Consider the following 12,439-nt stretch of genomic DNA (forward strand, 5'->3'; position numbering starts at 1 on the left):
ATGCCGCATAACTTCAGAAACAAGGCAGGTGCAGTGCTTGCCGTGTTTGCTTCACTCGCCGCAGCAAGTATCCAAGCCGAGCCTAATATGGACATGGGCAGGAAGCTGTTTAACCAGACTGCGGTCCCGGCTTGCGCAGTCTGTCACGCGCTGGACCATGCCGGGGCGCAGGGCGCTATCGGCCCCAACCTGGATGAGCTCAGACCCGATGCATCACGCGTGGAAAAAGCCTTGCGCAATGGGATCGGACAGATGCCGGCGTTCAAGGGATTAAGTGAAGAGCAGATCGGCACGTTGGCGAAGTATGTGGCAACGGCCACCGGGGCGTCGAAGTGAGCTTCTGATGCCGGCAGGGGAAGCGCCGGTTCGCTTCTCCGCCATAACCGACGGACGCCCACCGTTTCCGCTTCACGTTGCCAGGACTGGCCGCAGCTTCAGTCCTGCTTCTTCGAGCTTGGGTATGTAATCCATCAACTGGTCCACCGATTTGCGCGCGACCGGCGCATGACAGGCGACCGCTGCCAGGATGCGGCCGTCGGCGGCACAAATGGGGACGGCGATAGCGACCATGCCGAGTACGAATTCCTGATCGTCGATCCCGATGCCGCGTTTTGCAATGCGGTGCAGTTCCGCCTCCAATAGCGCCGGATCCGTGATGGTTTTCGGCGTCAGCCGTTTTAGCGGCATCATCGACAACAGTCTGCGCTGTTCCAGCAGCGTCAAGCGTGAGAGAAACAGCTTGCCGCTGGCGGTGCAATGGATTGGCGCCCTCGTTCCCGGCAATAAATGCAGACGCAGCGGTTCGTCGGTCTCGACGCGATCGACATACACCACCACATTGCCTTCCTGCATGGTCACGTTGCAGGTTTCTCCCGTCAAACCGACCAGCTTGCCGAGCGTCGCACGGCAGGCGCGGATGAACGCATTGTTGCGCAAGGCCGTCACCGCCAGGCTGGTTGCCGCGGCGCCGGGGATATAGCCGCGGTCAACCGGGGTGCGCAGGACGTAGCCGTGCCGTTCCAGGTTGTCCAGCGTGCGCATCATCGTCGCCTTCGGAATCTGCATACGGAACGCCAGTTGCGACAGCGTCATTGGCTGGCTGGCACTGGCCAGATGCTCGATCAGACGCAGCACGCGCAAGCCGCGCGCATCTTCCGCCCGCGCGTCGGACGGTTCTTGATTTTGAAACGGTTCATCCATTTTCTGTTTCATTTTCCGGGGCTGGGCGAGATATTCATTGAATCGCGATCACGGGCATCTTATTAATTGAAACATACGGTTCCAAAATATTCAAATGCATTGAAAAAATATATCGGCGAATCACCAACAGGAGCGCCGGCATTAGCACAAAGAATATGGAGTAAGAGCGCCGATCAAGGCGCTACTGCGTAACGATAGGCGTTCGAAGAAACAGGAGTTCACAAGCAAGTGATTTGGCTGTGCCGCGCCGGAGCCGGATTGGTATTAGGTGCACCGGTGAGGATGCGTTTTTTATATATTTAAATAAAACAGATAGGAGACAACATGTCCAATCAGCCTAACAAGGTAAGAGAACTACGGCGCGTCGTGATGGCAAGCGTCATCGGCGCGACCATCGAATGGTACGACTTCTTCCTGTATGGCGTCGTTGCCGGTATCGTCTTCAACAAGTTGTATTTTCCGGGTGGCGATCCGGTGGTGTCGACCATGCTGGCCTATGGCACCTTTGCCGTCGGCTTCCTGTCGCGCCCGCTCGGCGGCGTCATCTTCGGCCATTTCGGCGACAAGATAGGCCGCAAGAGCATGCTCGTCATGACCTTGATGATCATGGGGGTGTCCACGTTCCTGATTGGACTGTTGCCGACCTATGAACAGATTGGCATCTGGGCGCCGATCCTGTTGTTGGTGATGCGTGTATTTCAGGGTATCGGCCTTGGCGGAGAATGGGGCGGCGCGGTGTTGATGGCCTATGAATACGCGCCGCAAAAGGACCGCGGGTTTTACGCCAGCCTACCGCAGATCGGCCTCGCGATCGGCTTGTGCCTGGCATCCGGCGTGGTGGCGCTGCTGTCTTACAGCCTGACCGATGCGCAATTCCTGTCGTGGGGCTGGCGTATTGCTTTCATCATGTCGGCAGCCCTGGTCTTCATCGGCATGTGGATTCGCCTGAACGTGATGGAAACACCGGAGTTCCGTGCCGTGAAAGAGCACAACGCAGAAACGCAGATCCCGTTTTTCGACATGATCAAGCGTTATCCGGGCAACGTGTTGAAGGGGATGGCCGCACGGTATATCGACGGCGTGTTCTTCAACATCTTCGGCGTGTTTTCGATTACCTATCTGACGACCACGATCAAGATCGACCGGACACAGGCATTGATCGGCGTGATGGCGGCGGCGATCGTCATGTGCTTCTTCATCCCTATCTTCGGACGCCTGTCCGACCAGGTCGGACGTACCAAGGTATTTTTCTGGGGTGCGCTGATTACCGGTTTTTCATCGCTGCCGGCATTCTGGCTGATGTTGAACAATGCCGATAACGTGCTGGTGCTGTGGCTCTCGATCGTGATTCCGTTCGGCATCCTGTATTCGTCGGTCTACGGCCCGGAGGCGGCGCTGTTTTGCGATCTGTTCGATGCCAAAGTGCGTTACACCGGCATTTCGTTCGTTTATCAGTTTTCGGGGATCTTCGCCAGCGGCCTGACGCCGATCATCGCGACCTACCTGCTGAAGACCGGCGGCGGCGAGCCATGGCATATCGTTGGCTATGTGATATTTGCGGGCGTGGTATCGGCGATCGCTGCACTCCTGATCGGCCGGGGAGATGCGGATAATGTCGCACAACTGCGTCGCGCGCCCTTGCCGCAATCGCGCTAGTGGTTCGTCGTGCTTTGGTTATCGGAGTGAGGTGATTGCATGCGGGTCGATGCATTAGAACTTCATTAACCTCACGCGTCGTCCTCGCGCAGGCGCTAACCTGTGCCCATATCTTTGCAACTTTTCCAACGGCTATTCTGAAGTCGATGGTGAATCGACCGAGCGCAGGAGGCAACCATGGATGAAACACAGATGCTGGGCGATGAGTATTGCATCGGGGAATTCGGCGACAAGCGTCTTTGCAAAACCGGCAAGCTGCTTTACGGTCGAATGCTGGAACGGGGCACGGTCTGCATTCGCCATTTGGCCGACGACCGTGCCACGCAGAAGCGATTCGACCGCTTGCTGGAGCATCCCGACGTGACACCTCAGGAAATCATCCGCCATGGCAGCAGCAGGACTGCTGCTGCCGCAGCCGGCCGGCATGTGCTGGCCATTCAGGACACCAGCGAACTCGATTACACAGGCCACGGGCGGCGTACCGAAGGCTTGGGTAAGATCAGCAACAGCAAGGGAGCGGGGCTGTTCATCCATCCGGTGCTGGCAATCGATGCCGACCGTCGGGACTGTCTGGGCATCGCGCACCAACAGGCATGGGTACGCACCAAGACAGCGGCCCGCAATTATGACCTTCTGCCCATCGAAGAGAAGGAATCGTACCGCTGGCTGCAGGCGGCACAAGCTGCCAAGCAATGTCTGGAGCAGGCCGCCGAGGTGACCGTGATTGCCGACCGTGAGAGCGACCTCTATGAGCAATGGGACCGCATCCCGAATGGCCACACCCACCTGCTCACCCGGTCGCACTTTGACCGCAAGCTGGCCGAGGGTGGGAGCTTGTGCAGATGGCTCGCTGCCCAGTCGGCAGTGGCCTGTTTCGCATTGGAGGTGCCCGCGCGCGCAGCCGGCCGTCCATACAAAAGCACCGATGGCGCGCGTTCTGCTGCACGCACGGCCCATTGTGCCCACATGGAAGTGCGCTTTGGGCAGGTACGCATTACCCGGCCCCAGCACTGTCGGGCCCGGCAGCCAAGCATCGAGCTGTCGGTAGTGGACGTGCTGGAATTGACGCATACGGTGGTGCCAGGCGAGCAGCCGGTGCACTGGCGGTTGCTGAGTACGCATGCGGTCGCCGACGTACAAGACGCACTGCGGTTGGTGGACTGGTACCGGCAGCGCTGGCAAATCGAACAGCTGTTTCGCACGTTGAAGCGGCAGGGGCTTGGCCTGGAGGCCAGCCAGCTGGAAGATGCCGGCGCCCTGCTCAAGCTGGCCAGCATGGCCGTGCTGGTAGCCGCTCGCACACTGCAGTTGGTCAACGCACGGGACGGCCAGTCACAGCAACGCGCCAGCGATGCGTTTGACGGCGACGAGATCACGGTGCTGGAGCAGTTGCAAGGCAAGCTTGAAGGCAAGACGGACAAGCAGAAGAACCCGTATCCACGTCATGGTATGGCCTGGGCGGCCTGGACAATTGCACGCCTGGGTGGCTGGATGGGATATGCCAGCGAAGCCAAACCCGGCCCTGTCACTATGTTGCACGGATTACAGCGCTTCGACAGCATCGTGCAGGGCTGGAAACTTGCAAAGATGTGGGCATAGGTTAGCGCCTACGCGGGGATGACCGGGAAGGCTGGAGTGCTTTCATCTCGAGGCATTGCCAAGATGCCGCGAGCGCGCTATCCCTGTGCCGGGCGCAAGGGGGAATGCGTTCTTCCTTGTGGAATGACGCGCACCAGTATCAATGCCGGCGGCGTCCGCCAATCAATTGCGCGATGTTGGAAAACAGTTCGTTATTGAGCGACTGCGGCAGTTCGGTGGCCAGGCTGCGGCTGTAGTACGTGCTGAGATCGAGGCCGACACCCAGGCCGCAGATTTCCACGTCGCCGCGCAGTTCATGCCGCGCCACCACTTCCTTCAGGTGGTTGGCCAGATAGAACTCGTCATTGGCAAGCGTAGTCGCGGTATCCATCGGACAGCCGTCGGAAATGACGACCAAGATACGCCTTTTTTCGGACCGGTTCTGCATGCGCCTGCATGCCCACTCGACCGCCTCGCCGTCAACACCTTCGCGATACAGGTCCGCTTTCAGCAAGGCCGCAATGTCCGGCCGGGCGCGGCGCCATGGATGGTCGGCGTCCTTGAAGACCATATGGAACAGTTCGTTGAGCCGCCCGGGGTTTTTCGGGGACCTGGCGCGCGCCCAGTCGCGCTGCGCCCGTCCGCCGTTCCAGGCGCCGGTGGTGAAGCCGAGCACTTCGGTGGTCACACCCGCCTGTTCCAGCGCACGCACCAGCACGTCGATCATGATCGTGACGGGCTCCGCGTGCGCCTTCATCGAGCCGGAGCAATCGACCAGGAAGCTCACCAGGCAGTCGGTATGCGGCTTGTGCGGTTCCTTGCGGAACAGCCGACGTTCGGCCGGCGAACTGACCAGCTGTGTCAGTCGCCTTCCATCGAGGTAGCCTTCTTCTTCGCCGAATGCCCAGCCATCGCGCTGCGGTGTTGCCAGCAGCGTCTTCAGCTCGCGCACCAGGCGCGCGCGGTTGATGCCATGTTCGGCGATTTTGCGGTCGAGCCGGTCGCGGTATTCCTCCAGCAGTTCGCGGCGCACCAGCGAGCGTGCAAACTCTTGCCGGTCGTACTGCCTGCTGAACACGGTGTAACCATGTTCCGAATCCAGGAACACCTTGCTTTGTCCGAGCGGCGCTGATGCGGTCGTGCCGGCATCCTCGCTGTCGAAGTTCAAGAGCAGACGGAAGATCGCCGTGCGGCTCTTGTCCGGCTCATCCTCGCGCGCCTCGCCCTCCAGCGATCCGCTTGCGCGGATCATGCTGCCCACGATGGAGGCGATGGCGCAGGCATGGCGCAGGTATGTCGCCTGGTCGGTGCGATACCGGCGCAGGCCGGCGAGATGGTCGCCGAGCACCGGCACGATGGCCGCACGGGTCGCCTCGATGAAGTCTTCCGCATGTTCCGGCACCGGCCGGGCATGCAGGCGCGACCAGCAGATCTGAAATACCGTATAGAGCAGGATGCCGATCTCGCTCTCGGCGACGCCCGACAGATGAAAGGCTTGCGACCATGCGATGAAGCGGTGGCGCAGGTTGTCGCCGATGCCGGGCATGCTGTCGGGTGCGAGCGATTCCACGCGCAGTTGCTCCAGCATTTCCACGATCAGGCGTTCGACCGGCTCGGAAGGACGGGATTGCGCATGCAGTCGTGCATCGCTGTATTGCAGGCGCAGCGCGATGCTGTCGGCCGTGCCGCGAAACGAGGGGAAGTCGTCATTTTCCGGATCGGGGTGCAGATGCGGCGCGTGCACCGGCAGCGGACGCTGTCCGCGATGCAGGCGCCGGCCGCGATATTGCACATCCTTCTCGCCGCTCAAGGCGCGGACTACGCCCGCGCACAGCTCATCGGCCTTTTGCTGCCTGCGGGTGTAGCGCGGCGCCTGACTCATGGCATCGCCCGCGATTCACAGAGAAAGGATTCCAGCAGTTCCGCACCGAAGCAGCGTTGATAGTATTCCGCGACGATGCTGCGTTCGCTTTCATCGCATTTGTTCAGGAAGGACAAGCGGAACGCCAGCGCGGTGTCACCGAAAATCTCGCAGTTTTCAGCCCAGGTGATGACCGTGCGCGGCGACATCAGGCAGGACAGGTCGCCGGCGGCAAATCCTTTGCGCGTGAGGTCGGCCAGGGCGACCATCGATGCCACCAGCTTGCGACCCTCGTCACCGGCCAGCGCGGGCACGCGCGCCTGCACGATGGCAATCTCCTCGTCGGCCGGCAGGTAGTTCAGCGTTGCCACGATATTCCAGCGGTCGATCTGCGCATGGTTGAGCAGCTGCGTGCCGTGGTACATCCCGTTGAGATTACCCAGCCCGATCGTGTTTGAGGTCGTGAACAGGCGGAAGAAGGGATGCGGGTGGATCACGCGGTTCTGGTCGAGCAGGGTGAACTTGCCGTCGCGCTCGAGTATGCGCTGGATCACGAACATGACGTCGGGTCGCCCGGCATCGTATTCGTCGAAAATCAGCGCGACAGGGCGTTGCAGCGCCCAGGGCACGATGCCTTCCTGGAATTCGGTCACCTGCTTTTCATCGCGCAAGACGATGGTGTCCTTGCCGACCAGGTCGAGGCGGCTGATATGACCGTCGAGATTGACGCGCATGCAAGGCCAGTTGAGACGGGCAGCGACCTGTTCGATATGCGTCGACTTGCCGGTGCCGTGCAAACCTTGCACCATCACGCGGCGATTGCGCGTGAAACCGGCCAGAATGGCCAGCGTGACATCCGGATTGAAGCGGTATGCACTGTCGATTTCCGGCACATGCTCGTCGCGTTCCTCGAAGGCCGGCACCATCATGTCGGTATCGATGCCGAACTGCTGGCGGACCGACAACATGCGCGTCGGTGGAGTAGGGAGTATTTCTGTCACGTCGGGTCTCCTGGCGCCTCGCGCCTCAAGTGACTGGATCAGGTGCCGGTATCGGCATGGTGATGCATATTGAGCGTCGTCTCGGCTTCGACCGCGGCAAGCGCTTGTGCGGCGCGCTGCAAGGCCGGCAGGAAATGCAATGCCTTGTCGTGCGTAAGCCGCATGATCGGCGCCTGGATGGCGACCGCAAGATTGGAGCGCCCCGCCGGGTTGGGCACCAGCACCGCCACGCACAGCAGGCCAGGCAGGAATTCCTCGTCGTCCAGCGCATAGCCGTTGCGGCGCACGGTTTCCAGTTCCTTTTCCAGCTTGGCCGGATCGGTTTCGGTTTTATTGGTGTAGCGGGTCAGTGGCATGTGTGCGAGCAGGCGGCGACGCTGCGACGGCGTCATCTGCGCCAGAAACAGCTTGCCGCTGGAAGAGCAGTGCGCCGGCACGCGCGAGCCGGGATGCAGGTAGAAGCGCAGCGGCGCGGCGGTTTCGACACGGTCCAGGTACACCACTTCGCTGCCGGTAAATGCGGTCAGGTTGCAGCTTTCGCCGACTTCTTCCACCAACTGGCGCAGGATGATGCGGCGTGCGCCGTGGAAAGTGTTATTGATCAGAATGTTCGACGCCAGCTGGCGCAGGCGTACACCAGTACTGTAGTGACGGCCGTCGCTCTCGCGCTGGAGCACACCGACATTTTCCAATTGCTGCAGCATGCGGTGCAGCGTCGGTTTCGGCAATCCGGTTTCTTCCACCAGTTGCTGCAGGGTAAAGGGCTGATCTCTCTCGGCGATTACTTCCAGTAAGGAAAACAGGCGCATCGTCGGCGTGTCGCCTTCAATCTTCTCAGGTTCGGATTTGGGTACAGAAATCATGTCCATGGTGACCTCTTTAGGGGTGAATTTCATTTTCAAGTGAAAATTGTACCGTTTTTCGAGAAATAGTTTGACATTTCTTTTTTGCGGCCGTAAATTCTGTTGCGTATCGTTTATCGGAACGTTATGTACCGATTTCATGAATTTAACGCACAGGAGACTGCCATGCCCGACCAAGCCCCTTCTTCCCTCCCGCTGGCTGCGGCCACTACCACCCCCACCGGCCCGCAACCGATGACCCCGTCCGAAGCCTTCGTCGAAACCATGGCCGCCAACGGCGTCACCGACATTTTCGGCATCATGGGCTCGGCCTTCATGGATGCGATGGATATCTTTGCCCCGGCCGGCATCCGCCTGATCCCGGTGGTGCATGAACAGGGCGCCGGCCACATGGCCGACGGCTATTCGCGCGTGTCGGGCCGGCACGGCGTGGTGATCGGCCAGAACGGCCCGGGCATCAGCAATTGCGTGACCGCCATTGCCGCGGCGTACTGGGCGCACAGCCCGGTGGTGATCGTCACCCCCGAAACCGGCACCATGACCATGGGCCTGGGCGGTTTCCAGGAAGCCAATCAATTGCCCATGTTCGAGGAATTCACCAAGTACCAGGGCCATGTGACGCATCCGGCGCGCATGGCGGAATACACCGGGCGCTGCTTTGACCGGGCGATGTCGGAAATGGGACCGACCCAGCTCAACATCCCGCGCGACTATTTCTATGGCGAGATCAAGGCCGAGATTCCGCAGCCGAGCCGGCTCGACCGCGGCCCCGGCGGCGAGCACAGTCTCCATGAAGCCGCCGAGTTGCTGGCGCAGGCCAAGTTCCCGGTGATCATTTCCGGCGGCGGGGTGGTGATGGCTGATGCGGTGGAAGAGTGCAAGGCGTTGGCCGAGCGGCTGGGCGCGCCGGTGGTCAACAGTTATTTGCACAATGACTCGTTCCCGGCCAGCCATCCGCTGTGGTGCGGTCCGCTCGGTTACCAGGGTTCGAAGGCGGCGATGAAACTGATTGCGCGCGCCGACGTGGTGCTGGCGCTGGGCTCGCGCCTGGGCCCGTTCGGCACCTTGCCGCAGCACGGGATGGATTACTGGCCGAAGACGGCGAAGATCATCCAGATCGATGCCGACCACAAGATGCTGGGCCTGGTGAAAAAGATTTCGGTGGGGATTTGCGGCGATGCGAAGGCGGCGGCGCTGGCGCTGACGCAGCGGCTGGCGGGCAAGACGTTGGTGTGCGACGGCAACCGCGCTGCGCGGGCAGCCGAGATTGCCGCAGAAAAGCAGGCCTGGGAACAGGAACTGGATAACTGGACCCATGAAACCGATGCGTTCAGCCTGGACATGATCGCCGAACAAGAGCAAGAGCCGGGCAATTACCTGCATCCGCGCCAGGTGTTGCGGGAACTGGAAAAGGCGATGCCGGCCGATGTGATGGTCTCGACCGATATCGGCAACATCAATTCGGTGGCCAACAGTTACCTGCGCTTTGACAAGCCGCGCAGCTTCTTTGCGGCGATGAGCTTTGGCAATTGCGGCTATGCCTTCCCGACCATCATTGGCGCCAAGGTGGCGGCGCCGCACCGGCCGGCGATTGCCTATGCGGGCGATGGCGCCTGGGGCATGAGCCTGATGGAGACGATGACCTGCGTGCGGCACAACATCCCGGTGACGGCGGTGGTGTTCCACAACCGGCAATGGGGGGCGGAAAAGAAGAACCAGGTGGATTTCTACAACCGGCGCTTCGTGGCGGGCGAGCTGGACAACCAGAGCTTTGCGGAAATCGGGCGGGCGATGGGGGCGGAGGGAATCCGGGTGGAGCGGCTGGAAGAGGTGGGGCCGGCGCTGCAGAAGGCGATCGACTTGCAGATGAACCATGGCAAGACGACCATCGTGGAAATCATGTGCACGCGCGAACTGGGCGATCCGTTCCGGCGCGATGCCTTGTCCAAGCCGGTGCGCCTGCTCGACAAGTACAAGGATTACGTCTGATACCACAACGTAAAAACGCCGGCAGCCTCGATTCAATTAAAGAAGCGGGCTGCCGCGCCAGCGCCATTAATAAAGCCGCCACCGTGCTCATTACGCTGCATATCGGAAAAAAGTACATGAAGTACCGATTTATGAAAAAACGTATTGACATCGATGCAGGGTCGGCTTAATGTTCATTAAATATCAAAAATCGGAACGATTTGTATCAAAAGTAGTTTTGGAGATTAAGACAATGACTCAGCCAGCCACTATAACCAACGCCGTAAGCGTGGAATTTCTTCAAGCCTTCAGCGACGCTTGGAATCGCCATGACATCGACGCGCTCATGACTTTCATGGCGGACGACTGCGAATTCCACGCCGTCGCTGGTCCTGATGTACTCGGCAAGAGCTACATCGGCCGCGACCAGGTGCGCGCCGGATTCCAGCTGGCGTGGCAAACCTTTGCCGATGCAGCGTGGCGCGATCCCCGGCATTTCATCAGCGGCGACAACGGCGTGTCCGAATCCACCTTCAGCGGCACCAAGGCCGACGGCACCCGCATCGAAGCGCGTATGGTCGATGTATTCACTTTCCGCGACGGCAAGATCGCGGTAAAGAATGCGTTCCGCAAGGATCGTCCGCCGGTCGCAACAGGCAGCAACTGAGCGGCATTCATAGCGCGACTGCCATAGGAGACCAACATGACTACCACCGCCGCCAAGCTGCTGGCGACTGAAGACCGCACCACCGCGCCGTCGAAGCCCTACGATCCGGCCTACGATCCCCTGGTGTCGGATACGCCGGGCCAAGGCAGGGATTATGCGCCGACCTACTGGATCGGCACCGCCGGCGAGCCGCCTGCGGACGACGGCCCCATCGTGCATGACATCGATGTCGATGTCGCGATCATCGGCTCGGGATTCACCGGTTTGACCTGCGCCATCTTCCTTGCGCAGGAACATGGCATCAAGGCCACCGTGCTGGAAGCCAATCGCGTCAGCTGGGGCTGCAGCACGCGCAACGGCGGACAGGCGCAATGCGCCTCGGGCCGCCTCAAGCGTTCGCAGTGGATCACCCGCTACGGCCTGGATGTTGCCCTCAAATTGCATGCCGAAGTCTGCGAAGGCATGGAAACCTTCAAGGAAATCACCAGAGACATCGCCTGCGATCCGCAACCCGGCGGACACCTGTATATCGCTCACCGTCCGGAAGTCATGCCGGTGCTCGAAAAGGAAGCGAAGATTCTGCGCGAGGTGTTCAAGTACAACGCGCGCATCTTCGACGCTGAAACGGTCAAGCGCGAATACGTGGACGACAAGGAAGCTGCCGGCGCGATGCATGAGCCGGAAGGTATCGGCATCCATGCGGGCAAGCTGGCGTTCGGCTACCTGAAAAAGGCGCGCGCGCTCGGTGTCAAGGTGCATCCATCCAGTCCGGTACAGGGGTGGGAAACGCGCAACGGCATCCATTACCTGCGCACACCGGGTGGCGTCGTGCGCGCACGCTCGGTCGCGGTCGCCACCGGGGGCTATACCTCGCAAGGCCTGCATCCGCAGCTGAAAAACCGCCTGATGCCGATTCTGTCGAATTCGATCGTGACGCGGCCGCTGACCCCGGCCGAGATCGCGGCGTGCAACTTTCGCACCACGCAAGTCCTCACCGATACCCGCATCCTGCGCCACTACTACCGGCTGATGCCGGACGGGCGCGTGCAGATCGGCAGCCGCAGTGCCATCACCGGTACCGATGCGCCGGAGAAGAAATACGAAAGTTTTCTCATCCGTGACTTGCACCGCAAGTTCCCGGCGCTCGAAGGCATCCAGATCGATTATTCCTGGTGGGGATGGGTCGACGTCAGCCACGACATGATGCCGCGCATCGTCCAGCCCGATCCGGCGCAGACGATTTATTACGCACTGGGTTATGGCGGCAACGGCGTGATGTATTCAGCGCAGGCCGGACGCCGCATGGCGGACCGCATCGCCGGCAAGCGGACTGGTCCGGAATTGCCGATCTTCGATTCGCGGCTGCCTTTCCCGAACATGATGGAGATGGTCGAATCGCCGCTATTCGCTCCATTCCGTCGCCTCGGGCAACGTTTCCTGTACCGCTGGTATCACTTGAAAGACGAGGTGTTTTAAACGCCGGCGCGAGCTTGTGCCGGATGGCTGCGGGGCGGCCGGGAGGCGTTCGCCTGTTGCCGGCCCGTGCCGTGCCATCACATGAAACAGATCACAAAAAATAAATGACGGATAGGCGCCGGTGACGGAGGCATCCGAAGAAGGCCGGCGCAGACCGGCCGGCAGCCAA

Annotated in this window: 10 protein-coding genes; 6 read left to right on the forward strand and 4 right to left on the reverse strand. The window is 60.7% G+C overall.

Annotated elements, in window-relative coordinates; genetic code table 11:
• Complete coding sequence (gene sorU / locus D3871_RS19875; RefSeq protein WP_199724841.1) at positions 1-336, forward strand: SorU family sulfite dehydrogenase c-type cytochrome subunit; 336 nt, start codon at positions 1-3, stop codon at positions 334-336.
• Positions 337-408: 72 nt separating this feature from the next.
• On the opposite strand, the gene D3871_RS19880 is transcribed toward sorU, so the two are convergent.
• Entirely contained in the window at positions 409-1,200 is a 792-nt protein-coding gene (locus D3871_RS19880) for an IclR family transcriptional regulator (RefSeq protein ID WP_233575734.1), read from the reverse strand.
• A gap of 324 nt (positions 1,201-1,524) precedes the next feature.
• On the opposite strand from D3871_RS19880, the gene D3871_RS19885 reads away from it, so the two are divergent.
• Both D3871_RS19885 and D3871_RS19890 read left to right on the forward strand, forming a co-directional pair.
• On the forward strand, positions 1,525-2,856 hold the full coding sequence (locus D3871_RS19885) for an MFS transporter (protein WP_119770794.1): 1,332 nt from the start codon (positions 1,525-1,527) through the stop codon (positions 2,854-2,856).
• Between the two features lie 177 nt (positions 2,857-3,033).
• Positions 3,034-4,455 (forward strand): IS4 family transposase, encoded by a 1,422-nt coding sequence (locus tag D3871_RS19890; RefSeq protein WP_119770795.1) that lies wholly within the window; start codon positions 3,034-3,036, stop codon positions 4,453-4,455.
• A gap of 139 nt (positions 4,456-4,594) precedes the next feature.
• Here the strand turns inward: D3871_RS19890 and D3871_RS19895 are convergent, their stop codons facing one another.
• The 3 genes from D3871_RS19895 to D3871_RS19905 form a co-directional block, all read right to left on the reverse strand.
• Positions 4,595-6,316, reverse strand: coding sequence for a cobaltochelatase CobT-related protein (locus tag D3871_RS19895; RefSeq protein WP_119770796.1), 1,722 nt, complete (start codon positions 6,314-6,316; stop codon positions 4,595-4,597).
• Positions 6,313-7,263 (reverse strand): AAA family ATPase, encoded by a 951-nt coding sequence (locus D3871_RS19900; RefSeq protein ID WP_199724877.1) that lies wholly within the window; start codon positions 7,261-7,263, stop codon positions 6,313-6,315. Before D3871_RS19900 ends, D3871_RS19895 begins: the two co-directional genes overlap by 4 nt.
• 71 nt (positions 7,264-7,334) lie before the next feature.
• Positions 7,335-8,165, reverse strand: coding sequence for an IclR family transcriptional regulator (locus tag D3871_RS19905; protein WP_119770798.1), 831 nt, complete (start codon positions 8,163-8,165; stop codon positions 7,335-7,337).
• Between the two features lie 159 nt (positions 8,166-8,324).
• Between D3871_RS19905 and xsc the strand changes: the two genes are divergently transcribed.
• From xsc to D3871_RS19920, 3 genes are all read left to right on the forward strand, one after another.
• Positions 8,325-10,148, forward strand: a complete 1,824-nt coding sequence (gene xsc / locus D3871_RS19910) for a sulfoacetaldehyde acetyltransferase (RefSeq protein ID WP_420799671.1) — start codon at positions 8,325-8,327, stop codon at positions 10,146-10,148.
• A 232-nt stretch (positions 10,149-10,380) separates the two neighbouring features.
• Positions 10,381-10,794 carry a nuclear transport factor 2 family protein gene (locus tag D3871_RS19915; protein ID WP_119770799.1) on the forward strand — a complete coding sequence of 138 codons (414 nt, stop codon included), beginning with the start codon at positions 10,381-10,383 and terminating at the stop codon, positions 10,792-10,794.
• 36 nt (positions 10,795-10,830) lie between these two features.
• On the forward strand, positions 10,831-12,270 hold the full coding sequence (locus tag D3871_RS19920; protein ID WP_119770800.1) for an NAD(P)/FAD-dependent oxidoreductase: 1,440 nt from the start codon (positions 10,831-10,833) through the stop codon (positions 12,268-12,270).
• Positions 12,271-12,439: the final 169 nt, after the last annotated feature.

The sequence above is a fragment of the Noviherbaspirillum saxi genome, from assembly GCF_003591035.1.
Classification (GTDB): Bacteria; Pseudomonadota; Gammaproteobacteria; order Burkholderiales; family Burkholderiaceae_D; genus Noviherbaspirillum; species Noviherbaspirillum saxi.